This is a genomic window from Streptomyces sp. NPDC033177, assembly GCF_055577715.1.
The window spans coordinates 262,126-285,819 of the sequence record NZ_JBVIPS010000001.1; the positions used below are offsets into that span (position 1 = coordinate 262,126).

Here is a 23,694-nt window from a genome sequence, read left to right on the forward strand (position 1 = left end):
CTGGTTTTCGACCGACGGGTGTTATGACCGTTTCACGCTGTGTCGATGTGCAGGATCCGAAAGCGGCCAGGTTCCGCCGGGTCTCGGTCGACCACCTGGATCGGCGTCCCGGTCCACTGCCAGACACTGATGCCCGGCGTACGGGAGAGCTGGATCTGCCCGCGGGTCCCTTCGACCGCGACGCGCGGCCAGAGTTCGGCAATGCGTGTCCGGTCCGCGCCTTGGGAGCGCAGGACTTCGGCCAGGACGGCGACGGTGTCGTAACCCTCGAAGGCGACGAAGGAGGGCGCCGCACCCAGCCGCTCGCGGAGGACCGTCGCGACTCGTGCGCCGAGTGGGCTGAGGCGCTCGGGCAGGTAGCGAAGGAAGGGGATCGCGGCGCCGTCGTCGCCCAGGAGCGCCGCCCATTCGGCGAACTCCGGCTGTCCGGCCGGAGCGCCGATCTGCATCTCCGCGAGACGGGGGTCGCGGCGGACGGCCTTGACGATCGGTACGGCCGGCTCCGGGTGACCGACCAGCAGGAGGAGCGCTGTCGCTTCCTGGTCGACGAGCGCGTCACACACGGCGGCGGGGGCGAGCGCGCTCATGTCGAGTTCGACGACGGTGCCGCCGCGAGGAGCGAGGTGATCCCGCAGAATGCGCGTCCCAGCTGCCCAGTAGACGCTCGGCTGGGTCGCCACGGCGATGCGGCTGTGGCCCGCGCCGAGCAGGAAGTCCGCGTAGACCCGCCACCCTCGGGACTGCGGCGGGGACAGGCGCGCGACCCATCGCGTCGGCTGATCGGTGAGCGCGTCGAGAACCGACGACGAGCAGAGGTACGGCAGGCCGAGTGCGTCGGCCCGCCCGGCAGCCGCACGAGCCACGACGCTGTGGTACTCCCCCACCACGGCGGCCACGCCCAGAGCAGCCAGTTCGTCCACGGCCGCCGCGGCTTTGAGCGGATCGGCAGCGGTGTCCCTGACCACCAGTTCGAGTGGCTTTCCGGCGATCCCGCCGACGTCATTCACCTCGCGAACGGCCAGTTCGAGCCCTGCGAGCAGGTGCCGGCCCGCCTCGATCCAGCCGGGCCGGGTCAGCGGGACGAGAGCGCCGATGCGAACGGACGGAACGTCAGTGATCATGCCGGACATTGCATCCACCGTCGCCGCCCACGGGCAACCGATTTCCGCCATCTCCTTTCGTACGCTAAAGTCGATCTTGAGCCTGCGGCCGGAGAACTCCTGGCAGCGGGCCCGGCGTTGGTCGTCCAAGGAAAGACGCCCCGCTTCCTGCGGGGAAATGCAGGTGCAAGGCCTGCCCAGCGCTCAAGGCGAAGCCCCGGACTTCAGCACGAAGTCCGGGGCTTTCTGCTGTCCCACTACGCCACCCTCAGTGCGGCCGCCAGCTCCTCCAGACTCTCCACCTGCAGGTCGAAGGTGTCGGTGCTTCGCGGCGGATCCCCCAACGGCCGCCGCACATACGCCGCCCGCATCCCCGCCGCTTGCGCCCCTCGCAGGTCCCACGCATGCGCGGCGACCATCAGCACCCGCTCAGCCGGACACCCCGCCGCCTCGATCGCGAGCCGGTAGACCTCCGGTGCGGGCTTGTACGCCCGCACCTCCTCGCCGGACAACGCCTGATGCCAACGCAGCCCCGCGTAAGCGTTCAACCGCAGCAGCACCCCCCGGCTGGCATGCGACAGTCCCAGCACCGGAAACCGCCCCGCAAGCCGCGCGAGCCCGGCAACGGAATCTGGCCACGGCTTCAGCCGTTGCGATGCCCCGGCCAGGCGCCCGATGGCCACCGGATCGCTCAGCCCGGCGTACTCGGCCACGCGCTCGGCCGCCTCCCGATCGATGACCTCACTGTTCGCGTACGTCCGCCTTCCGTCCCCGATACGCCGTTGCTCACGCTCGACGTGCTCCCGCCAGACCGTGAGCAGACGGTCCACGGACGCCCCGTCGGCGGAGGCGGGCAGCGCCTCGCGAAGGGCCGCCCGCAACCCTCCCGACTCGTCCACCATCGTCCCCAGCACGTCGAAGACGACCACCTCGACATCGCCTGTACTCGGCATCCGCTCTCCTCCTCGCAGCAGTTGGGCGTGACGAGAGCTCCGCGGACCGCGCCCCGCACGTCACCGGCTGAACAGGTGACGAGTCTTGCCCCGACCCGCGTCACCGGTCAAGATGGTGACGTGCACTTCGCCTTTGTGAGCGGCAATCCCGCCCTTGACCTGGTCGCCACCGTGGAATCCCGCCGCGATCAGCCCCGCGACCTCCTGACCACGCCCGGGGACCTCGAACAGTGGATGCAGGCCTGCGACGAGCTCCCGGATCAGGTCAGCGCCGACGCCACGGCCCTCGCCGATGCCCTGCGGCTCCGTGAGGCCATCCACCAACTCGCCCTCGACCGCATGCACGGACGCCGCTACGAGCCTGCCGGTCTGGACATCCTCAACAACGCCGCCGCCGGACCACCCCCGGCTCTCCACCTCCGCGACACGGGCATCCGCCGGACGGGAGATGTCGCCTCCGCGCTCGCCCACGTCGCCCGGCGCGCCATCACCCTGCTCGCCGATCCCCGCACCTGCCTCAAGGAGTGCGGCCGCCCGAGCTGCACCCGCCTGTACCTCGACCGCTCCCGCGGCACGCGCCGTACGTGGTGCGGCATGCAGGCGTGCGGAAATCGCGTCAAGGCCGCCGCCTACCGAGCCCGCAAACACACCACCCCGTGAAGCACGATCACCCCGAGACCGAGGCTCAGCCGCAGGCGCTGGGCTGCGAAGCCGGACAGAGGGGTCGTACTACCCTTCCAGCGTGACAAACCCCTCCCCACCCCCTGGCGCGCGATGGGACGCCCGCGACAGCGCGGCCGGCGCGACCCGTCCGGCCAACCAGGGGCGGCGGGTGGCGGCACGCAATCGCGCCGCCCTGATCGCCGCCGCCCGCGAGGTCTTCGCCGAGCTGGGTCTTGACGCACCGCTGTCGGCCGTCGCGCGCCGCGCCGGGGTCGGACAGGGCAGCCTCTACCGGCATTTCGCCGACCGGGTCGCGCTGGCCTCGGCGGTCCTGGACGAGAACGTCCAGCAGATCGAACAGGCCGCGGACGAGCCCGACGCGAGCCCGGCGAGCGTCCTGGGTGTGGTCACCTGGCACCTGACCCGCTCGACGGCGTTCGTGGACCTGTTGCGCATACGCGGTGCCCGGGGCGACGGCGAGCAGGCCCAAGCGCTGGCGGGGCGCGTCCACAGCGTCCTGTCCCGGTGCCTGCCCGCCGGGCACCGGCTGTCCGCCGATGACGCCATGCTCGCCGTCGCGATGGTCTCCGGGGCCGTGACCGGCCCCACCCCTGCCGAGCGGGAGCGCCGCGCTCTCGCGGCCTGGCGCCTGCTCGGCGTCGAGGTGGGGCCGTTGCAGCCCGTCGAGACCGACGCGCAGAGGTGAGCGTCAGCCGCCGTTGGACTGGCGGATGCCGTCGGCGAGCGCGGTGAACCGGTAGACGTATCCGCCGTCGGGGCCGCTCACGGTCATGTAGGCCTTCCTGCCGCCCGGCGTGACGGCGACGTTGGTCGCCGACTCCAGACCCTCGGCGGCCTTGGCCGGGACCTCAACGGTGGCCAGCCGTTCACCGTCCGGGCTGAAGACGGCGAGGGCCGAGGCCGCCCGAACGGCCCCACGGCCTACCCGCACGGCGCCGTCGCCTTCCATGAACTGCTGCGGCGCTGGCGCGAGGAGAACATGGGCGAGGCCCTCCGGGCCAGGGCCGCCACCTCGGCCTGACAATTTGCCGGTCCCTCTTGAGCAGCCTAATTTTGCGGCGACACGGCTTTTTCTCAGGCAAGAGGAGAAAAGCTTCATGGCGAAAGGCCCACCGCACCGAACCCCCCGGCGGCCCCGGGGACCGGAGACGGAATCGACGCGCGGATCACGGTCGGAAACCGACCGCATGGCGCGCACGCTGCTGCGTCGCAGGAAGAAGACGCTCAGTGCCGAGGACGTGATGGTCTCGGACCGTCCCAAGGTGCGGCGCGCGGTGACGGCGGCCGCGCTGGGCAACACCATGGAGTGGTTCGACTTCGGCGTCTACGCCTATTTGGCGGGCACGATCGGAAAAGTCTTCTTCCCTTCCAGTTCGCCCGGGGCGCAGGTCGTCGCCACGTTCGCCACCTTCGCCGCGGCCTTTCTCGTCCGCCCGTTGGGCGGTCTCGTCTTCGGGCCGCTGGGCGACCGCATCGGCCGGCAGAAGGTGCTCGCGGCAACCATGATCATGATGGCTGCAAGCACCTTCGCGGTCGGCCTGCTGCCCTCGTACGCCTCCATCGGATTCGCCGCCCCGCTGCTGCTGCTCCTGTGCCGTCTGGTGCAGGGCTTCTCCACGGGAGGCGAGTACGCCGGTGCCACCACCTACATCGCCGAGTACGCGCCCGATCAGCGCCGCGGCTTCCTCGGCAGCTGGCTCGACTTCGGCACCTTCGTGGGCTACTCCCTGGGCTCGGGTCTGGTCACCGTCCTCACGCTGACCCTCGGGACGGACGGCCTGGAGAGCTGGGGCTGGCGCATCCCCTTCTTCATCGCGGGGCCGCTCGGGCTCATCGGCCTCTACATGCGGCTGAAGCTGGAGGAGACGCCCGCCTTCCAGCAGGAGGTGGCCGGCGCCGCGGCCGAGCGCGAGGAAGGCTCCAAGGGGGGCGAGGACGATCCCGTCGAGCAGGCACGCCAGTCCGGCAAGGGACGCCTCAAGGAGATCTTCACCCGCCACTGGCAGGCGGTGCTGATCTGCATGGGCCTGGTGCTGCTCTACAACGTCACGAACTACATGGTGACGTCGTATCTGCCCACGTTCATGACGGTGACGCTGGGCGAGAGCGACACGACGGCCCAGTTGCTGGTGCTCGGGACCATGCTGCTCGTGGCTCTCGCCATCACCACCGTGGGCCGCAGTTCCGACCGGTGGGGCAGACGCCCGATGTTCATGGGCGGCAGCATCGCCCTGATCGCGCTCGCCATTCCGGCGTTCCTGTTGATCCGGGAGGGCGGCATCCTTCTGCCCGCGTTCGGCTGTGCCATCCTCGGCCTGCTCCTGGTCTGCTTCGCCGGCACGGCCGCCGCGACCCTGCCCGCCCTGTTCCCCACGCGTCTGCGGTACGGAGCCCTGTCGATCGCCTACAACATCTCCGTCTCCCTCTTCGGCGGCACCACCCCGCTGCTCGCCTCCTTCCTGGTCGAGAAGACGGGCAACACGCTCGTACCCGCCTTCTACTTGATGGTGGCCGGGGCGATCGGCCTGGTCGCGACGTTCTTCCTGCACGAGACAGCGGGCCGGCCGCTGCGAGGCTCGGGACCCATGGTCGAGACGCACGACGAGGCCCGCGAGATGGTCGCGCGCAGCCGCTCGGAGGCAGGGCGCCACGCGCGGGACGTATGGCTGCGGCTGTGGCACCCCCGCGGGGGCCGCAGCGACTCCACGAAGGGCCGCAAGCGCGGCGACTGACGCGGGGCGCGGCGGCTCTCCGCTCTCCCTACTGCGGGGGCGCCTCACCGTACGGCGCGGAGCCCTCGCCCTCGGTCGTCACCTCGAAGGTGTTGAGGAAGCCGCACATGAGCTGGTAGAAGCCCACGGTGATGACGAGGTCCGCGAGTTGGTTCACCGTCAGGAATGCCAGCAGCTCCTCCCGTGTGGCCTCGTCGAGGGTGTGCCGGGCGAGCAGCCGGTCCGTGGCGTTCAGGACAGCGGCTTCGGGGCCGGAGAGCTTCCCGGTTGCACCGGTCTCGGCGGCGGCGATCGCCTCCTCCCCCAGGCCGACGAGACGAGAGATGTTCTCGTGGTGGTGCACCTCGTAGGCCGCTTCGTAGACCCGGCCGACCCGCACGATGGCGAGCTCGCGCAAGGTGTCGGGCAGCGAGTTGCTCTGCAGGACCGCGTCACCGAGCGTCAGCACGCCTGGTGCGAGCGACGGTGAGTGCATCAGCATCCGGAAGACGTTGAGCGATCCGTACGAGGTCACGACCTCCTGCAGTTCGACGGGCAGTGCGGAGAGATCCGGATACTCCATGTCGGCTCCGTTCGAGATTCGAGAGGGGCGACGCGCCGCATCTGGCGTCGAGCTCGCGCGCACGCCGGAGACTAAGGGACCGACGATGCATCCGGCTTCACCGTGAGGTGATGACCTTGCTGTGCGGGACTGACAAATCTGTCCGCCTCTGGCCGGATCGGCACCATGGAAGTCCGGCATGGTGAAGTGCCCCCGGCATGGGTGACCTCGGCCCTAACGTGGGCGGGCATGGGCACGGGGAACGGCGTCGCGGGCCGTACCGGTCCTGGACCGCGAGCTGCGGGGCGCCATGGAACGGCCCGCCGACCGCGTTCTGCCGGACCTGAGCCGGGTGACGTTTTGTGGGACGGACGGAGTGGCCCTGCTCGTGGACGCCCGGCTGCGGGCCACCGCGGCGGGCGCCAGCCTGGTTGTGGAGCGCGCCGCACAGCGGTTCCGATCACTTCCGGGGACGGCGCGCTGATCGAGGCGGTGGCCGGACGAGCAGCGCCGCGCCCTGGAGGGACTCGCCCGCGCCGCCCATCTCTTGTGCTGAGCGGCTCACAGCCGTGCACTGCGCGCCGACCGCATGGTCGGTGACGGTTCCTCAAAGGGCGTTGTCAGTGCCTCCCCATAGAGTGGAATCACTCGGGAAGCAGCCCTCGGAGAAGGAGCAGAAACATGTCCGCCAACAGGATTCAGCACAAGGTGAATCACGTCGCGCTGGTAGTGGACTGTTCGGGTTCCATGAGTCCTCACCAGAATCAACTCATTCGTGTGGTGGACGAGTTCGTGTCGGGTTTGAAGGCCGAATCGGACAGCCTCGGCCACGAGACCCGTATCAGTCTCTACTCCTTCGACCACAGGGTGGAGAATCTCGTCTGGGACATGGATGTGAAGCACCTTCCGTCCATGCGAGGTCTCTACCAAGTCAACAATGGGGCTACGGCACTTATTGAGGCCTCGCTGAAGTCCCTGGACGACCTGGGACACATCTGGGAGGAATACGGCGAGCACAGCTTCCTCCAGATCGTGGTGACGGACGGCGAGGAGAACGCCTCCGGCGGCGACAGGCGGCACGACGGCGACATGAAGATCCTCGGCCCCTGGCTCGACAGGATCGCGGCGAAGATGGGCGGACTGCCGGGCCACTGGACGTCCGCCATCCTTGTGCCGAACTCGCTGGCCAAGCGGACAGCGCAGAACTACGGCTTCCCTGCCGGGAACATAGCCATCTGGGACGCGGACTCCCAGGAGGGCGTCGAGGAGGCCATCGGCACCGTGCGCGCCGCCGCCACCAGCTTCCTCCGGGCCCGCGAGCAAGGCGTGCGCGGCACGAAGAACCTGTTCGCCGTCGGCCAGGACATATCGATCGACGAAGTACGGGCGAATCTCGAACCCATTCCGGCCGACAAGTACCGTCTCCTGAAGGTCGACAAGGAAGTCGAGATCCGCCCCTTCGTCGACTCGCATCCGGGCGTGGCCTACGAACGCGGCTCTTGTTACTACCAGTTGGGTGCCCGCGCTCAGGTCCAGCCCAACAAGGAAGTCATCGTGGTCGAGAAGGACACCGATCGCGCCTATACGGGAGACGCGGCGCGCAGCCTCCTCTTCGGGTCCGGCATTCAGGGGACGGTCTCGGTGAAGGCGGGGAACAATCCCAAGCTGGAGGTCTACGTACAGAGCCGTTCGGTGAACAGGAAACTCAAGCCGAAAACGCGTCTGCTCATCATGCTCTGATTCCTGAATCCTGAGACCTGAAAGCCAGGAGGGCCGGGCCGGGGCAGGAAGTGCCACCCCGGCCCGGCCCTCCTGCGAGGTCAGTGGCCGACCCCCGGCAGCAGCGAGACGATCTCGCCGCCCTTCCGGGCGACCAACGCGTCCTTGTAGAGCAGGAGTTGCGACGACCTCCAGGAGCCGGGCCCCTGCTTCGGCTCGCCGAAGTCCACGTTCCCGTGCCAAACCTGCTCGCCCGTGCTCAGATCGAGGCCGGACAGGCCACCGCCCTCGCCGAGGAAGTACACCACTCCCTGCGCCATCGACACCACGGGGGACGCGACCTCACGCATGGTGTCCTTGTCAGGCAACTTGATGCCGACCGGACCCGTCCACAGAGTCTTTTCTGTGGTCAGCGAATAAGCCGAGGCCTCGCCCTTCCAGTTCACGGTGATCAGGCGGCCGCCGACGACGTCCAAGCTGGCCAACTCCCCGTCGACCCGGTAGGAGTACGAGGTCTGCTTGCCGGAGCCACTGATGGTGGTCAGCCGCAGATCCCTGTGGGCGGGGAAGTCAAAGCCCTTCGTCAGGTCGGGCGCCTCGCTCAGGACCATACGGTCCCCCGAGGTTCCGATGAGCTGCTGCCCGCCGGGGAGCGTGGCGACCTTCCTGGCATCTCCGGTGGCGGGATCGAGTCGCAGGATGTCGGTGCCGTCCGGCTTCTCGATGTCCTGCGTGCATGCGAGATGGGGCACGCCGCCCAGCACCGCACGTTGGCACGCGACCCCCTTGTCCCAGGTGTGGCGCCACTTCTCCTTGCCGGTGTACGGATCGAGGGCCGACATCGTACGAAGGTTCGGTGTGTTGACGAGGACCGCGCCGTCGATGAGCATCGCGGCCTGGTCGGTGCGGTCGTCCTGCGGCATCTCGACCGTCCACAGCACGTCGCCGTTGTCGGCGTCCACCGCCATCAGGTCGGTGCCGCCGGCGTAGTCGCCGCTCGGCTCGTTCTTCGTGGTGTGGTTGCGGTAGGCGTAGACCACGCCGTCGCGCACGGCGAACGGGTGGTCGATGCCATCACCTTCGCGCTTGACCTTGACCGTCCACTGCCGCTCGCCGGTGTTCGCGTCGAACTTGGCGGCGTCGTACTTGGACCCGGCGCAGTACAGCGCGGCCCCGTCCACCAGGCAGCCCCGCGCGGCGGCATCCGCCACGTCCTTCTGCCACGGCTTCCAGCCCTCCGGTGACACCGCGGGCCGTGCGGGACGGTCGTCGTCGGTCGCACCCGTGCCGCCGAAGCCGAACAACGCCCCCATGGTGATCGCGGCGACAGCCACCACCGCCCCCGCGGCCTGCGAGAAGCGGCGCCGGCTGCGCCGCCGCTCCACCTGCTCGACCAGGTCCCCGGGCGCGCGCACCTGATCCAGGGCGACCGCGTGCAGCGTCTCCCGGACTTTTTCCTCCACCCGTTCCGTCGTCATCCCTGCATCTCCTTCGGCGTGTAGCTGAGCGACTGCGCCTGTTCCAGGGGCCTTTCGGGCCCGAGCTCCGGGACGAGCGCGCGGAGCTTGGCGAGCGAGCGGTGCGCGGTACTGCGTACTGTGCCGACCGGGCACCTCAGCAGCGCCGCGACCTCGCCCTCCGGCAGATCCTCGAAGTAGCGCAGCACGACCACGGCACGCTGCCGCTTGGTCAGCCGACGCAGCGCCGCCCACAGCGCGATCCGCAGCTCGGTGTCCGACTCGGGGCCGGCTTCACCGCCGGACTCGGGCAGTACGGGCACCGTCGTCTCGGCGCGATGTCTGCGCAGCCGCCAGCGGCTGACCTGCTGGCGGTACAGGACTTGCCGGACATACGCCTCGGGCTGCTCGATGTGCGTCCAGCGTCCGTATGCCTTCATCAGCGCAATCTGCAGCAGATCCTCCGCCGCATGCCGGTCCCCACCGGTGAGCAGCACCGCGAGCCGCAGCAGCGCGGTGGAGCGCATCGCTACGAACTCCCGGAACTCGTCGTGACTTGAGGCCTCCATCGACCCTCCCCTTCTTCGCAACCATCACGACGCGATGGCCTGCCTCCCGCTATCCCTCGGCGGACGAGATTATGCGCGCACAAAATCTTGGTGCGGCCCGGGTGAGCGCCGATTAGGGTCCGGGCATGCGCATGTACCTTTCGTCGTTCCGCCTGGGCGACCACCCTGAGCAGCTCCTTGGACTACTGGGTGGAGCCGGGGTGCGATCTGAGATCGCGGTGATCGCGAACGCCGTGGACGGGCAGCCCGAGGACGCGCGCAAGGCCGGCGTGGAGCGGGAGATCGCCGCGCTGGCATCGTGGGGACTACGGCCGAGCGAACTGGACCTGCGGGATTTCTTCGGCCGTCCCGCAGCCGAAGCCGAGGCGGCGCTGAGCCGTTTCCCGGCGCTCTGGGTACGTGGCGGCAACTCGTTCATGCTGCGTTACGCGCTGGCCCGCAGCCGTGCGGACGCCGCGGTGACCGCCCTCCTGGAACGCGACGCCTTGGTCTACGCCGGATACAGCGCCGGCGCGTGCGTCCTCGCCCCCAGCCTGCGCGGACTCGATGCCTGCGACGACCCGAACGTGGTGCCCGAGACGTACGGCGACCCGGCGGTCTGGGACGGTCTCGGCGTCCTTGACCACGCAGTCGTGCCCCACGTCGACTCGCCGGGCCATCCCGAGACGGAGGCCTGTGGCGTCGTGGCGGCCAACTACCTGGCGGCCGGGGTCGCCCATCGCACGCTGCGAGACGGCCAGGCCCTGGTCATCGACGGCGTGCACGTACGCGTGGTCTGATCCGCCTCCCGGAACCACCGTCACGCACTACTTGGTCGGAGAGCTTGTGGGCGGTGGTGGCGTCCGTCGTCCGTCCGCAGACACCCGCCGAGCGCGGACGCATGGTCGGTCTGGTCACCAGCGGCGTTGTCATCGGGATCCTGCTCGCCCGCACCGCGTCCGGGCTCATGGCCGATCTCGCTGGCTGGCGCTCCGTCTACCTGGCCTCGGCGTCGTCGGTGCCCTGGCCGCGACCGCGGCGGGGCGCCTGAACGACCGGGGCCTTGCCCGGCGGACCACCGCCATCGCCCTGGCGCTGCTCGCCGTCTTGTGGGTGCCCCTGGCCTTCACCCGAGGCTCGCTCCGGGCCCTGGTCGTCGGGGGGATCCTTCTCGACCTCGCCGTGCAGGCGGTGAATGTCACCAACCAGACCCTGATCTACGCGCTGCGTCCGGACGCCGGGCAGCCGGTTGATCGGCGGATACATGGTCTTCTACTCGATCGGCAGCACCACCGGCGCCATCGCCGCGACCTCCCTCTACACGGTGGCCGGCTGAGGTGCCGTATGCGCGCTGGGTGCCGCGTTCAGCTGTCTCGGGCTCGCGCTGTGGGCGTTGAGGCGACACGAGCCCGGGAACGGCTGACCGGTGTGGCTCAGCGGAACCTCTGCAGCCTCTGCTTCACCGCGTCCTTGAGGCCATAGGCCACGCCGATCACTGAGCCTCGGGTCTGGTGCGCGGCGGCCCTGAACGTCCCGTTCGTGGAGCCCCGCCCCCTTAGTTGTGCGCAGGTGTCGGCGAAGCGGTCTGCGATGAGTGCGGGCTCGTATCGCGCCGAGGAGGCTTGTGCCGCCTTGCCCATACGCTGCCGGAGCTCATCGTCGTTGATGAGTTCCAGGAGGTTGCGCGCAAGCACCTCCTCATCCCCCATGGGTACGAGACGCCCGTCAATGCCGTCCGAGATGATCTCTCTCGGTCCGAGGGGACAGTCGGTCGAGACGACGGGCACACCGCACCGCATCGCCTCGACGATGGTCATGCCGAACGACTCGTGGTCCGAGGCGCTTGCGGCAAGACCCGCCTTGAGCCACTCGGGATCCAGGGGCGAGACCGCACCCATGAGGGAGACATGCTTTTCCAGGTCCAATTTCTCGATGAGGCCCTGGAGTTGCGTTCCGTGGCCTCCCGCGATTCCTGGTCCGAAGATGCGCAGAACCCAGTCGGGGCGTTCGGCGCGGACCCTGTCGAATGCCCGGATGAGGAGGTCGTACCGTTTGGGCGGAACGAGTCTTCCCGCAGCGACAACTGCCTTGTCCCTGCTGCTCGGTGGGTTTCCGAGTGGCGCCGGGACGGGATTGGGAAATGCCTCGACACGCACGCCCGGCAGCGTCATCTTCTTCCGGTAGATTTCCGCGTCCGCCTGGGTTGTGGTCGTCAGCATGTCCAACCGCGGATACAGCCGACGCAACGTCATGCGCAGGGCCCGCGGGTGGTTGCTGAACGTCAGGTGCTCCTGGCCCACACGCAGCGGACCCCGCTTGGCCTGCAGACAGATGTGCGTGTTCAGGCCTGGCCGTGTGCCCACGACGACGTCGCTCGTCAGCGTTCCCAGGTGATGCGCGATCCGCTGATCGGTCAGTGCGCTGTAGTACGGATACTGCGTCTCGCTGCGGGGGAAGACGGCAGCGGATCTCTGGGCCTCGGGCAGGTCACCCTCGTATCCCGGTGTCCCTTTCCTCAGGTCCACCAGGTGCCGGAGCAGGATGCGGGGGTGAACGGGAAACACGGGTGCGTCCCTGTGCCGGTAGACCGACACGATCTCCACGTCATGCTGTTCGACCAGCGCGTTGGCGAGATTGATGGTGGTGCGGATCGTGCCGCCGAAACCGAAGGAATTGTGGATGAGGAATGAGATGTGCAAGGTGCCGTGGCTCCCGTAGCCGCACTCCATGAGGAGTCGCCAAGGCCCCGGCACAACGGAAATCGCGCAGACGGGGCCACTCGTCATGCCAACGACAGGGCCGACCGAAGGTTGCGAGACGCGAAAGGCGCGCAGAGCGCCGCCGCCCCCTCGGATGAGTGAAATTATCGGGCAATATGGAGGGACTCGTGCGCATGTACCGAATCGGCCGCGCGGGTGCTGATGTCGTCCCTTCATGCGCAGCAGCAACCGGCAGTACCTCGTGTCCGTGGATCACTTGCGTGCCTTTGCTGCGGTGCTGGTGCTCCTCTGCCACGGCACGCACATGATCTCTCCGTTTCTCCGGGAGACCCCGAACGGGGACGCGCACGGCTGGCTCTATTCGGAGAACCCTCTGGCGACTCTGGTCCTTGAAGGCCATTCCGGGGTGGCCCTCTTCATGGTTCTCTCCGGGTTCATCTTCACCATCGGCACCCTCGGCAAGGACGTCCATTACGGCAGGTTCCTGGGCAACCGGGTGCTGCGGATCTTCCCGCTCTACATCGCGCTGATCGTTCTGGGCATCGGCGCACACAAGCAGGGAGCGAGTCTGCTCGCCGTGGTCCAGTCCCTGGTCGGTCTGGGCAATCTGCCCGGGTCCCTCAGCCTGGGGGCGGTGTCGAGCATGTGGTGGGCCATCGCGGTCGAGTTGCAGTTCTATCTGCTGTTTCCGCTGTTCAGCAGACTCCTCACCAAGCGCGGTCCCGCGGCTCTGCTCAAGCTCCTGGCCGCCGTCGCCGTGATCCGCGGCCTGGTATGGGCCTCGGCCACCGGCAGCATCAGCGTGAACTCGATGCTCTACTACAGCCTCGCCGGCAGAATCGACCAGTTCCTGCTTGGCATGGTCGCCGCCTGGTTCTTCGTGCACCACCGGGAACGGTTTCGGGGGCTGCCGAAGGTCGGGATCGCGACGGCGCTGGTCATGGGTGCCATCTGGGCGTTCAACCAGACCCACGCCTTCCACGAACGGCACGCCACACGTCTGCTCTGGGTCGACGTCGAAGGCGTTCTGTGGGCTCTGGTCGTGCTGACCTATGTGGCCACCATCTCCTCGACGGGGGTCGTGTCGCGAGGCATCGCCAAGGTCGGCGAGATGAGCTTCTCCGTCTACCTGCTCCACTACATGGTCGTCACCGCGATCATTTCCCGCCGCTGGTGGTTCGAGCTGACGGGGCGCCCGGTGGTGGACGCGTTCATCACCGCCACGGCGGCGGTCCTGCCCATCACCCTGGCCGCGGCCGTGGTCACGTACAACGGCATCGAACGGCCCTTCCTCCGCTGGCGTCGCGCCTACCTCAGCGAGGACCCGCCCAAGCCCGCCGCACTTCCTCCTGCCCCCAAGGCAGCCGTCGTGTCGCCCAGGTAGCAACAGCAGCACCGAGCCCAGCGTGCGCCGCCTGGCCCAGGCCCACGCCAAGGAGGGCGAGCGCCGAGCAGGCGAACGGTGTGCTCGACCATCTGGTGAGCTACGCCGAATCGAAGTTCAGGCCCCACGTCGTCGAGACCGTGCGCCGCCAGGCGGAGGAGACACGGCGGAGCATCACCGCGGAGCCCTGCACCTGACCGGCCCCGGAGACACAGGTCGCGGGCGGGGGCGCCGGTCGCCCGACCGCCTGGATGCGGTACGAAGGACCCTGTGAACGAACAGAACCCGCCCGCGACCGTTCGTGTGTTCATCGCTCTCGCCCCGCCCGACGACGCGAAGCAGGAACTGGAACGGGCCCTCGACCCCGCTTACCGGGCTCATCCGCGCATGCGGTGGAACCGCGTCGAGGACTGGCACATCACGCTGGCGTTCCTCGGCGAGGTCCCCGTCTCCGTGGTGCCGCTCCTGCGGACGCCGCTCGCACGCCTCGCCGCCACCCGCAAGCCCCTGAACCTGGCGCTGCGCGGCGGCGGTCACTTCGACGAGCGGGTGCTGTGGAGCGGGATCGACGGAGATCTCGAAGAGCTGAATTCGCTCGCCGACGCGGTGCGTGCCGTCGCGGACGACTGCGGCGCCCCTCATGTGGGTCGGCCCTTCCGTCCCCATCTGACCCTGGCCCGCGCCCGTCGGGACACGCCGTCGTGCGCGGTGGAAGCCGCTGCCGGGCTCGCCGATTTCACCGGCCGCCTCTGGCAGGCCGAACGTCTGCACCTGGTCGCCAGCAACTACGGCCGCGGCCCGGGCCCCATTCACTACCGGGACGTCGGCGCCTGGAGCTTCGAGGAGGGCCCGCGCGCCTGATCCGCGGCGCGATGGCGCTGGTAGTGGCGGGCCGCGCGGGCCCGGTTTCCGCAGGAGGCCTTGCACCATTCCTGCCGACCGTGGCTTTTGACGAAGTAACGCACACACCGGGGTGCCGTACAGGCGCGCAGGTGCTCGCGCTGCGGGCCGCTCAGGAAGTCGACGGCGGCGCGAGCCAGGGCGGCCAGAAGACCGGCCCGCGGGTCCTGCTGCCCTGTCAGCAGCCGTACGGCGGGGGCTTCTTCGTGCGGCCATTCCAGCTGGGGGGCCACCAGCTGCCCGGCGGCGACCGCGTTCAGGTGGGCCAGCGCCTTGTCGACGGGCATCAGTTGGTGGGCGTCGGCCGGGCTGGGCGGCGCGGGGCTCACCGCGCGCGCGAACAACGCCCGTACCGCACGCCGTAGTTCGGTGACCGCCCGTCTGAGGTCCTCGTCCGCCGCCACTTCCACGGCCCGTACATGGGCGGGCAAGAGACCTTCCTGGGCAAGCGTCCAGCGAGTGATTCCGTCGACCGTGGCCAGGTCGTCGGCGACTCCGCCGTCCCCGTCATGACGGATCGTGCTCGCCAACTCCAGTGCCAACCAGCGTTCCACAGGTCGCCTCCCTTGATCACATCGCCCGGAACACTCTACTGTCCCTAACGCTTAATTTATATTTCCCGTTAGGCATGGAGGAGACCGAGCGATGACAGCGCTGCTTGCCCACATCAGCGACCTGCACCTGGACGGCAGCGAACGGGCAACCCGTCGCGCCACGCACGTCATGGACTACCTGCGCGCCCTGCCCCAGCCCGTCGACGCTCTCCTGGTCACCGGCGACATCGCCGACCACGGCGACGAGGCCGAGTACGAGGAAGCGGCCCAGATCCTGGCCGCCCCCTTCCCCGTCCTCACCTGCCCCGGCAATCACGACGCGCGCCCCGCCTACCGCAAGGCGCTGCTGGGTCTGGCGCCCGACGAAGGGCCCATCAACCAGGTCCACCACATCGCCGGAACAGCCGTCCTGATGTGCGACTCCACCATTCCCGGGCGCGACGAGGGCCTCCTCGACGCGGAGACACTCGCCTGGATCGACGCCACCCTCGCCGCGCTCCCCCGCGACACCCCGGCGCTGCTCGCCTTCCACCAGCCGCCGGTCACGCTCCACCACCCCCTGCCCGACGCCTACTGCCTGCGAGAGCCCGGACAACTGGCCGCACTGCTCGAAGCCCACCCCCACGTGACCGCCGTCCTCACCGGACATGCCCACACCGCGGCCGCGAGCACCTTCGCCGCGCGTCCCCTGATCGTCGGGCCCGCCATCACCTGGACCCTGCGCCTGCCCTGGGAAGGCGACGAGCCCGCGGACCGCGAACAGCCCCCCGGCCTCGCCTTCCACGTCCTCGACGACGACCGCCGCCTGACCACCCACTACCGCGTGCTGCCGTGACAGCCGAGTGCCCCGCCCCCCGCATCACGGGGGCGGGGCGGCAGCGCTGCAGCCACAGCGCGGATGGAAGAGCCCAGGCTATCGGCGGGCACTGAGAATCGCGTCGCGCCTAGGACTGCGGGGGCTGGTCCTGGTCCCTGCCGAGCTGGTCCCTGAACTTGTCCTGCGCCGTGTCGACCTGGCCGGAGTACTTGCCCTGGGTCTTGTCGTCGACGAAATCACCCGCCTTGTCGACGCCCTTCCCGGCCTGGTCCTCGTGCCCCTTGAGCATCTGCTTGAGCTTGTCCATGACTGACATGGGCAGCCGCCTCTCTGTGTCGCCCCCACAACCAGGCTCACACCGCACGGCATGATCCGCATCCGGTGGCTCGGAGGGCCCCTTTTCGCTAGGCGGACTCCCGCACCACGAGCTCCGGCACGAAGATCACCGAGGTGGGATCGGTCCGTACGCCCTCGATCTGCTCCTGCAGCAGCCGTGCCATCTCCGCGCCCATCTCCTCGACGGGCTGCCGCACCGTGGTCAGCGGGGGCGTGCAGGTGACCGCCACGCTGGAGTCGTCGAAGCCGACCACCGCCACGTCGTGAGGTGCCTGTCTGCCCTGCTCCCGCAGGACCTGGCACACGCCCTGCGCCATCAGGTCGTTCGCCGCGAACACCCCGTCGATGTCCGGGTGCTCGGCCAGCAGCCGACGCATCGCCTTCGCCCCGCTCTCCAGGGTGAAGCCGCCTTCGGCGACGGGGATGTAGGGCTGTCCGCCCCGTTCCATGCCGTCCTGGAACCCGGCGAGCCGTTCGCGGCCCGCGGGGATGTCCAGTGGGCCCGAGACAGTCGCCACCCGTCGGCAGCCCCGGCCCAGCAGATGCTCGGCGGCCAGCCTCGCCCCGTCCCGGTGCGCGAAGTCGACGAACGTGACGCGGGCCCGCAGCGAGGGGCGGGCGAAGAACACCGCGGGCAGCCCGGCTTCGGCGAGCAGCTCCGGCAGCGGGTCCTGGGCATGCGTCGAGACGACCAGGGCGCCGTCCGCGTTGCCCTGGCGCAGATAGGTCAGCACCTGCTGCCGGGAGTCCTCCGTCTCCGCGAACATCAGCACCGGGTGCATCGCACGCGGGCGCAGGAATCCCACCACCCCGCTGACGGCGCGGCCGAAGAAGGGGTCGGCGAACACACGCGCTGCGAACGCGTTCTGCGCCGTGTCGGTGTGGTCTCCGGCGCCCGAGACGACCAGGGCGATGGTGCCCGCGCGCTGGGTCACCAGGGAGCGCGCGGCCCGGTTGGGCGCGTAGCCCGTGCGCTCGATGGCGGCTCGGACCACGTCCTGGATGGCGGGGGCGACATTGCGCACGCCGTTGACCACCCGGGAGACGGTGGCGCGGGAGACCCCCGCTTCGCGCGCCACGTCCTCCAGCGTCGGCATCTGTCTGTCCATCCGGGAACACTAACGCCCCGCGATCGGGCGTCATAGAGCGCTCTCCCGTGCCCGCTCGACGGCCACGGCAGTTGATCCACCGGCGTACGGTCGTCCGCTCTACCCGCGCACCGTCGCCGTCAGGGGCAGATCTCCGGCGCTGCGGCCCGCAAGGACCTGCCAGGCACCCGCCTCGGTCCGCCACCGGTGCTCTTCCGCGTCCCAATGGCGCAGCATCCTGGCCGGTACCTCCACCGACGCAGTCACCGTCTCCCCCGGCTCCGCCCGCACCGTCGTGAAGCCCGCGAGCCAGCGGACGGGGCGCTCCACGGCGGAGTCCGGCCGCGCGAGGTAGACCTGCACCACTTCGCGTCCCGGGCGCGCGCCGGTGTTCCGCAACCGCACCTCGACGGCCAGGGCTGCTCCTCCGCCCTGTCGCTCTTGCGTACGCACGGCCCGAAGGCGCTCGTAGCTCCACGTCGTGTAGCCCAGGCCGTGGCCGAACCAGTAGGCGGGTTCGCGGCCCGACCGCAGCCAGGCGCGGTAGCCGATGTGCAGGCCTTCCGCGTAGGCCAGGGTCCCGTCCCGTGGCCGGGTCTCGCGGACCGGCGCGTCCGCCAGCGTGGCTCCCCACGTGGTGGGCAGGCGTCCGCCCGGTTCGGCCCGCCCGAAGAGGACGTCGGCGATTCCGGCCCCTCCTTCCTGTCCGGGGAACCACGACAGGAGCACCGCCCCGGCCTGCTCCCGCCAGGGCAGTTCCACGGGTCCGCCCGAGTTGACCACGACCACGGTGCGCGGATTCGCGGCGGCGATCGCCGCGACCAGTTCATCCTGACGGCCGGGAAGGGTGAGCGAGGTGCGATCGTGTCCCTCTGCTTCGCTGCCCTCGGTGGTGCCGACGACGACCACGGCGACATCAGCGGTCCGAGCGGCCTCCACCGCTTCGGACAGTGCCTGCTCGGGGTCCGGTTCGGGTTCCGCGGCCGTCACGACGAGGGCGCGACCGGTGTCCGGAGCCAGTTCCCTGCGGGCCACGACATGTGCGCGATGGTCCGCGGGGAGCCATACGGAGGCGTGGCGGCGTGGCGGGTCGAGATGAATGACGGCGGGGTCCTCGGTGTCGCGCGCGAACTCCCCTTCGACCAGGGCCTGTCCGTCCACCGCGAGACTCATCCGACCGTAACCGCCCACGCCGAACGTCCACTTGCCTTCCGAGCCCGTGCGCACCAGCGCACTGACCTCGACGGTGTGGGCCTCCGGTGCGAGAGGTGGCTCCAACTGGCGTCCGGAACGCCGGTGTTCCGAGGAGATTTCACGCCCGTCCGCGGTCAGCACCCGCAGCAGTACGCCGGGTTCCCCGGTGAGGGGGTTCTCGCACCGCGAGGCGTCCAGCGGCCTGGGCTGTCCGCCCAGGTCCGGGCCGGGCGCGTGCAGGATCCGGGCCCGCCCCCGCAGCCGGGCCCGGATCCCGTCCAGCGGGGTGACGACATCCGCCGGGAAGACCCCGGCGCTGCCTTCTCCCTGGAGCCGCGGTGCCGAGGCGTGCCGTCCGACGACCGCCACGCTGCGCAGAGCGGACGCGTCCAGGGGCAGCACGTCCTCGTTGCGCAAAAGCACGGTGCCGGCCGCGACCGCCCGGCGCAGCAGACGTCGGGCGGTGCCGCTGGGCCAGGCGCGCGGCGGGGGCCTCCGGCCGCCGCCGAGCGCGCCGACGCGATCGGCCAGGGTGAGCAGGCGCAGCACCTTGTCGTCGATCGCCTGCTCAGGGACGCTGCCGTTACGGACCGCCGCCATCAGAGCCGTGCCCCACGGGCCCTCCGGACCGGGCATCGCGAGGTCCTGGCCCGCCGTCGCGCTCTGCTCCGTCAGACGTACGGCGCCCCAGTCGGAGACGACGGCTCCGTCGAATCCCCATTCTCCTTTCAGCGGCTCTGCCAACAGTCCGTTCGCGGTCATCGTCGTGCCGTTCACGCCGTTGTAGGCGCTCATCACGAGCCATACGCCCGCCCGGACGGCCGCTTCGAACGGGGCCAGATACACCTCGCGCAACGTCCGCTCGTCCACCCGTACGTCCAGGGTGAGCCGCTCGGTCTCCGAGTCGTTCGCCACGTAATGCTTCGCGGTCGCCGCCACCCCGTGCCTCTGGATGCCGCGGATCAGGGCGGCCCCGGTCCGCGCGGCGAGTTCCGGGTCTTCGGCCAGGCACTCGAAGTGGCGCCCGCCCAGCGGCGTGCGATGCAGGTTCAGGGTGGGCGCCAGGACGGCGTGCACCCCCTTGCGCAGCGCCTCGAAGGCCAGCAGTTCGCCGAGTTCCCCGGCCATACGCTCGTCCCACAGCGCACCCAGCGCGGACGCGGAGGGCAGGAGCAACGACGAGCGACGCTCGTCCCACTCCTCCCCCCGCACCCCGGCGGGACCGTCCGAGAAGACCATCTCCCGCAGCCCCACGGCAGGTTCGGCCCGGGTGCGCCATACGGTGGCGCCGGTCAGCAGCCCCACCTTGCGCTCCAGGTCGAGCCTGCCCACGAGCCGCAGCAGTTCGTCGCGCGTCATTCTTTGCTCCTCCTGCCCCCGACGGGGAAGCGGCGCCGAAGTCGGATCGGTCCCGGATCAGCCGTCACCTCACTTGTAGACGCCGAACTCGTAGAGCGAGTAGCCGTATCCGGTGCCTCGCTCCGTTCCGTTGATCCGTACGTAGCGGCCCGAACCGTTCACGTCGAAGTCGTCGACACCGCCGTTGCCGCCACGCACCTCGTGCACGGTCCGCCAGTTCTGCCCGTCGTCCGAGGTCTGGACCGTGTACGTCTTCGCGTACGAGGTCTCCCAGTTGAGCTGGATGTGCTTGAAGGAGGTCGTGGAACCGAGGTCGACCTGGAGCCACTGCGGATCGCTCCAGTCGCTGGCCCACCGGGTGTTCTGCTTGCCGTCGACCGCGTTGGCCGCGGTGCACGGGCAGTCGCCGCTGCCCGGCTGGAAGGACGAGGCAGTCGCGGGCTTGCCCTGGGCGATGTTCGTGCCGTCGACCGGCGGCACCACCACGCGCACCGACCGTGTCTCGATGCCGACGTTGCCCTTGCCGTCGCTGACCTTGACGTAGATCTTCCAGACGCCCGGCTTGTCCGGGGCCGTGACCTTCAGGCGGCCCGCCCCCTGGTCCGTGGCGGCCAGCGGGGTGAGGTCCTTGCTCTTGTCCACGTACATGCTGTTGGCGAGCACCTCGTAGGAGAGCGCGTCGCCGTCGGGGTCGCTGACCTTCGTCGTGAGCGTGAGCGGGCCGCCCGCCGCGACCTTGCCCGCGTCGCCGTCGACGGTCAGATCGGTGATGACCGGCGGGGTGTTGTCACCGGCCGTGCTGCCCTTGTATGCCTTCTTCACGGCGTAGTACGAGAGTCTTTTCTGGCCCGCGGGAAGGAGGTTGAACCACACGCCGCCGAAGTCGTATTCCGTGCCGTAGTGGAACATGGTGGCGCCGAGCGCGACGCCCCGGTGGCCGGTGACGCAGTCCCAGGCCTTGGTGTATCCGGCGGCCTTCGCTCGGTCGGTGGGCTCCTCGGGAACCCCGTTGGCGTCGTCGGGAACCTCCCACTCGCCGGCGGGCCCCGACTCGGTGACTATGTAGGGCTTGTCGTAACCGCCCTGCTCCCAGTCCGACTTGATGTCACACGTGGCGTCGTAGGCATTGACGGCGTACAGGTCGAGGTCGGGGGCGTTCCTCTTGTAGTACGGCCAGGCCCCGGTCCACGCGTCGGTGGACGTCACGGGGTGGTTGGGGTCGACCGCGTGGATCTTCTTGGCGACGTCGTTGACGAAGGTGGTGTACGCGTTGCGCTGCTTCTCCAGTTCATCCCCGGCGTAGCAGTTCTGCAGGCCGAGCACCGACTCGTTGCCCACGTTCCACATCAGGACGCCGGGGTGGTCCTTGTAGGTGCCCACCCACTTGGGAAACTCCTCGAGCATCTGGTTCTTGTACGCGGTGTCCGTCAGATAGTTGACACAGCCGCCGCTTCCCGGGCCGCCGCCGGGCTGCAGCCAGAAGCCCGCGACGACTTTGACTCCATGTGAGGCAGCGGAGTCGAGCAGCTGCTTGCTGGAGGCGTCGGTGCCCCAGGTGCGAATGGTGTTGACGCCCATGGACCGCAGATCGGGCATGTACTTGTCGGCGTCAGCTACGGACGGGCCCCAGGTCAAGCCCTTGACCTGGTAGGGCGAGCCGTCGACGGTGAGCTGCCAGTTGCCTTGCGAACCGGTCACCTTCACGACGCTGCCGGCCGCGTGCGCCTGCTGGGCGGGGAGCACGAGCGCGCCGGTCACGAGCAGGCCCGCGGTAGCGGGCGCGACGATGCCGCGGAGGGAGCGGGCGGTACCAGGTCTACGCATGGGGGTCTCCTGGGCGAGGGGGGGTGAGAGGGTGCGGACTGAAGTGCGAGGTGGGGTGCGGGGTGGGGAGGCGCCTGCGAAGGGTGGGCTGGACGGAAGGGAGCCAGCCCAGTCCGCCCTTCGCAGGCCGAGGTCACGGCAGCTCGTAGTTCTCGTCGAGTGCCGCGCCCGCTTCGGGGTGGGTCTGGTCATAGCCGCGCGGGTCGCACTGCAGACCGCCGACGATGCAGTGGTCCACCAGCGCCTTCAGCGTCGCGTCGTCCCACGCGCTGAAGAAGTCGTAGTGGAAGGAGTGGCCCGTCCCACTCGCCAGGCGGACCTTCGACATGTCCCCGTTGACGGGGAACGCCATCTTGAACTCGATCATCGGCAGGGCGACGGGGTGGCTCGTCGGACAGACGTTGTCGTTGGTGCCGCTCTTGACCACCGGGTAGGACATGTGGCTCTGGTGATCAGGGGAGTCCAGCGTCTTGCCGTCCCAGCAACTGGGCGCCTGGAAACGGATGTTGAGCTGGGTGTCCTGGCTCGTGGGGCAGTTCTTGGGGAAATCGACGTTGAAGTAGCTCTCCCCGCACTCCCACCCTTCGACGAAGCCAGGGTGGTCACGGAATTCCTGCGCGCTCTGCATCGGACTGCCGACGACGAACCTGAGCCCCTTGGGGAACGGCCGCACGCTTGTGTAGTCGGTGACCCCGGCCTTGTAGTAGATCGTCTGGTCCCCTATGGGCCGCACCTCCTTGTCACCGTTGAACAAGGTGGGCATCCAGTACGCCGATTTGTCGCCGGGGGCGAGGCACTTGGTGGAACCGGAGTCCAGAGACCCTGTGGTGCTGTGGGCGTTCGTCGTGGTGTTACCCATGAACGTGTGGTCGTGCGACTTGCCGGGCTGCCCGGGATAGACGATGGGGTCGTCGGGGGCGGTGTGCGTCACCGAACAGTGCGCCTGGAACTCATGGAAGTAGCGGTGCGGCGGCTCATCGGCCGATGACTTGATGCCGGTCACGGGCTGCTTCGCGGGAATGTACCCGTCCTCGTCGGCGTCCTCCGCCGACATGCGGGTGGACGCGGCCATGGCGTGACCCGCGTGCGAAGTCGCGGCCTTCGACGTCCGGGACTCGGACGCGTGATCGGCGCTCACCGCGATGCCGCCGATGCCGAGTGAGCTCAGTATCAGGGCGCCCGCGATCAGCGCTCCTGAGATCGTTCTCGATCTCCGTGCCATGGAGACCTCCTGCCACGTGGAGAGGGATGTGGGGACCGGCCTGCCGGGAGCCGTGGCCGTGCGCTCCCGAGCGCCGGGGCTTGGCGCCCTGACCGGATACTCGTTGGGAGAGCGCTCTCCCGGAGTGTTCCCACCGTGACGCGAGCGTGTCAAGAGAGGGGGCAGCACTGAAGGCCGGCAACTGCGGTCCGACAGGGGGCATTTGGTGCACGAAGGCGCTTGCCGGCGCGGCAGCCTCCGACTCGGCGGCGTAACTTCATTCCGCTCAGGGGGTGCTGAGATGCCCTGGCGCACCGATCTAGTACCCCTCGGTTTCAACACAGTTGATTCGGCGGCAAGGCGAGGAGTGGGTGCGCCTGGCGTTGACGCGTCATTCGGAGGTGAGGAGGATGCAGCTCGGGAGAGCGCTCTCCTTGCGGCGCGCAGTGGCGGGTAATGGGAAGCGGGGGGGGGGGGGGGGGGCCCCCCCCCCCCAGTGGTTTTGTTTTCTGGCCCCCCGTTTTTTGGGGGGGCCCCACCAGAAAAACAAACACCCCCAACCCCCCCCCCCCCCAACCCCCCC

20 protein-coding genes and 3 pseudogenes are annotated in these 23,694 nt (G+C 69.3%); 10 read left to right on the plus strand and 13 right to left on the minus strand.

The window, feature by feature from the left end; translation table 11 throughout:
- Positions 1-32: 32 nt before the first annotated feature.
- Together ACZ5U5_RS01310 and ACZ5U5_RS01315 are read right to left on the minus strand one after the other, a co-directional pair.
- On the minus strand, positions 33-1,121 hold the full coding sequence (locus ACZ5U5_RS01310; RefSeq protein WP_469014834.1) for an ABC transporter substrate-binding protein: 1,089 nt from the start codon (positions 1,119-1,121) through the stop codon (positions 33-35).
- A gap of 236 nt (positions 1,122-1,357) precedes the next feature.
- The gene (locus ACZ5U5_RS01315; RefSeq protein ID WP_469014836.1) at positions 1,358-2,053 is read right to left on the minus strand and encodes a haloacid dehalogenase type II; all 696 of its coding nucleotides are present in this window, start codon (positions 2,051-2,053) and stop codon (positions 1,358-1,360) included.
- 120 nt (positions 2,054-2,173) lie between these two features.
- Here ACZ5U5_RS01315 and ACZ5U5_RS01320 point away from each other — a divergent pair, with 120 nt between their 5' ends.
- Both ACZ5U5_RS01320 and ACZ5U5_RS01325 read left to right on the plus strand, forming a co-directional pair.
- A complete protein-coding gene (locus ACZ5U5_RS01320) occupies positions 2,174-2,713 on the plus strand; it encodes a CGNR zinc finger domain-containing protein (protein ID WP_469014838.1) in 540 nt (179 codons plus the stop codon).
- 82 nt (positions 2,714-2,795) lie between these two features.
- The gene (locus ACZ5U5_RS01325) at positions 2,796-3,422 is read left to right on the plus strand and encodes a TetR/AcrR family transcriptional regulator (RefSeq protein WP_469014840.1); all 627 of its coding nucleotides are present in this window, start codon (positions 2,796-2,798) and stop codon (positions 3,420-3,422) included.
- 3 nt (positions 3,423-3,425) lie between these two features.
- Here ACZ5U5_RS01325 and ACZ5U5_RS01330 read toward each other — a convergent pair.
- Positions 3,426-3,608: pseudogene (locus ACZ5U5_RS01330) on the minus strand (SMP-30/gluconolactonase/LRE family protein); the annotation flags it as partial.
- Positions 3,609-3,924: 316 nt separating this feature from the next.
- Between ACZ5U5_RS01330 and proP the strand changes: the two are divergent.
- The gene (gene proP / locus ACZ5U5_RS01335; protein ID WP_469014842.1) at positions 3,925-5,469 is read left to right on the plus strand and encodes a glycine betaine/L-proline transporter ProP; all 1,545 of its coding nucleotides are present in this window, start codon (positions 3,925-3,927) and stop codon (positions 5,467-5,469) included.
- A gap of 28 nt (positions 5,470-5,497) precedes the next feature.
- Here the strand turns inward: proP and ACZ5U5_RS01340 are convergent, their stop codons facing one another.
- Positions 5,498-6,031, minus strand: a complete 534-nt coding sequence (locus tag ACZ5U5_RS01340; protein ID WP_469014844.1) for a carboxymuconolactone decarboxylase family protein — start codon at positions 6,029-6,031, stop codon at positions 5,498-5,500.
- Between the two features lie 262 nt (positions 6,032-6,293).
- Between ACZ5U5_RS01340 and ACZ5U5_RS01345 the strand changes: the two are divergent.
- Together ACZ5U5_RS01345 and ACZ5U5_RS01350 are read left to right on the plus strand one after the other, a co-directional pair.
- Positions 6,294-6,494 (plus strand): annotated as a pseudogene (locus ACZ5U5_RS01345) (STAS domain-containing protein); the annotation flags it as partial.
- A gap of 197 nt (positions 6,495-6,691) precedes the next feature.
- Entirely contained in the window at positions 6,692-7,750 is a 1,059-nt protein-coding gene (locus tag ACZ5U5_RS01350; protein ID WP_469014847.1) for a vWA domain-containing protein, read from the plus strand.
- Positions 7,751-7,830: 80 nt separating this feature from the next.
- Here the strand turns inward: ACZ5U5_RS01350 and ACZ5U5_RS01355 are convergent, their stop codons facing one another.
- Both ACZ5U5_RS01355 and ACZ5U5_RS01360 read right to left on the minus strand, forming a co-directional pair.
- Positions 7,831-9,207, minus strand: a complete 1,377-nt coding sequence (locus ACZ5U5_RS01355) for an outer membrane protein assembly factor BamB family protein (RefSeq protein WP_469014850.1) — start codon at positions 9,205-9,207, stop codon at positions 7,831-7,833.
- On the minus strand, positions 9,204-9,755 hold the full coding sequence (locus ACZ5U5_RS01360) for a SigE family RNA polymerase sigma factor (protein ID WP_469014851.1): 552 nt from the start codon (positions 9,753-9,755) through the stop codon (positions 9,204-9,206). The genes ACZ5U5_RS01355 and ACZ5U5_RS01360 overlap by 4 nt, the downstream gene beginning before the upstream one ends.
- Positions 9,756-9,880: 125 nt before the next feature.
- Between ACZ5U5_RS01360 and ACZ5U5_RS01365 the strand changes: the two genes are divergently transcribed.
- On the plus strand, positions 9,881-10,534 hold the full coding sequence (locus tag ACZ5U5_RS01365) for a Type 1 glutamine amidotransferase-like domain-containing protein (protein WP_469014853.1): 654 nt from the start codon (positions 9,881-9,883) through the stop codon (positions 10,532-10,534).
- Between the two features lie 35 nt (positions 10,535-10,569).
- A pseudogene (locus ACZ5U5_RS01370) lies at positions 10,570-11,157 on the plus strand (MFS transporter); the annotation flags it as partial.
- Between the two features lie 10 nt (positions 11,158-11,167).
- On the opposite strand, the gene ACZ5U5_RS01375 reads toward ACZ5U5_RS01370, so the two are convergent.
- Positions 11,168-12,433 carry a glycosyltransferase family 4 protein gene (locus ACZ5U5_RS01375; RefSeq protein WP_469016833.1) on the minus strand — a complete coding sequence of 422 codons (1,266 nt, stop codon included), beginning with the start codon at positions 12,431-12,433 and terminating at the stop codon, positions 11,168-11,170.
- Positions 12,434-12,668: 235 nt separating this feature from the next.
- Between ACZ5U5_RS01375 and ACZ5U5_RS01380 the strand changes: the two genes are divergently transcribed.
- Together ACZ5U5_RS01380 and thpR are read left to right on the plus strand one after the other, a co-directional pair.
- A complete protein-coding gene (locus tag ACZ5U5_RS01380; RefSeq protein WP_469014855.1) occupies positions 12,669-13,838 on the plus strand; it encodes an acyltransferase family protein in 1,170 nt (389 codons plus the stop codon).
- A gap of 270 nt (positions 13,839-14,108) precedes the next feature.
- Positions 14,109-14,699 (plus strand): RNA 2',3'-cyclic phosphodiesterase, encoded by a 591-nt coding sequence (thpR, locus tag ACZ5U5_RS01385; protein ID WP_469014856.1) that lies wholly within the window; start codon positions 14,109-14,111, stop codon positions 14,697-14,699.
- On the opposite strand, the gene ACZ5U5_RS01390 is transcribed toward thpR, so the two are convergent.
- The gene (locus ACZ5U5_RS01390; protein WP_469014858.1) at positions 14,651-15,292 is read right to left on the minus strand and encodes a CGNR zinc finger domain-containing protein; all 642 of its coding nucleotides are present in this window, start codon (positions 15,290-15,292) and stop codon (positions 14,651-14,653) included. The two genes, thpR and ACZ5U5_RS01390, sit on opposite strands and share 49 nt — an antisense overlap.
- A 91-nt stretch (positions 15,293-15,383) precedes the next feature.
- Here ACZ5U5_RS01390 and ACZ5U5_RS01395 point away from each other — a divergent pair, with 91 nt between their 5' ends.
- The gene (locus ACZ5U5_RS01395) at positions 15,384-16,127 is read left to right on the plus strand and encodes a metallophosphoesterase (protein WP_469014859.1); all 744 of its coding nucleotides are present in this window, start codon (positions 15,384-15,386) and stop codon (positions 16,125-16,127) included.
- A 109-nt stretch (positions 16,128-16,236) separates the two neighbouring features.
- Here the strand turns inward: ACZ5U5_RS01395 and ACZ5U5_RS01400 are convergent, their stop codons facing one another.
- The 5 genes from ACZ5U5_RS01400 to ACZ5U5_RS01420 form a co-directional block, all read right to left on the minus strand.
- Positions 16,237-16,425: an antitoxin gene (locus tag ACZ5U5_RS01400; RefSeq protein WP_469014862.1), complete on the minus strand. Its 189-nt coding sequence runs from the start codon at positions 16,423-16,425 to the stop codon at positions 16,237-16,239.
- 88 nt (positions 16,426-16,513) lie between these two features.
- Positions 16,514-17,554 (minus strand): LacI family DNA-binding transcriptional regulator, encoded by a 1,041-nt coding sequence (locus ACZ5U5_RS01405; RefSeq protein WP_469014863.1) that lies wholly within the window; start codon positions 17,552-17,554, stop codon positions 16,514-16,516.
- Positions 17,555-17,653: 99 nt separating this feature from the next.
- Positions 17,654-20,086 carry a glycoside hydrolase family 3 C-terminal domain-containing protein gene (locus ACZ5U5_RS01410; protein ID WP_469014865.1) on the minus strand — a complete coding sequence of 811 codons (2,433 nt, stop codon included), beginning with the start codon at positions 20,084-20,086 and terminating at the stop codon, positions 17,654-17,656.
- Between the two features lie 69 nt (positions 20,087-20,155).
- A complete protein-coding gene (locus tag ACZ5U5_RS01415) occupies positions 20,156-21,910 on the minus strand; it encodes a discoidin domain-containing protein (RefSeq protein WP_469014867.1) in 1,755 nt (584 codons plus the stop codon).
- A gap of 133 nt (positions 21,911-22,043) precedes the next feature.
- Complete coding sequence (locus tag ACZ5U5_RS01420) at positions 22,044-23,132, minus strand: DUF1996 domain-containing protein (protein WP_469014869.1); 1,089 nt, start codon at positions 23,130-23,132, stop codon at positions 22,044-22,046.
- Between the last annotated feature and the right edge of the window lie 562 nt (positions 23,133-23,694).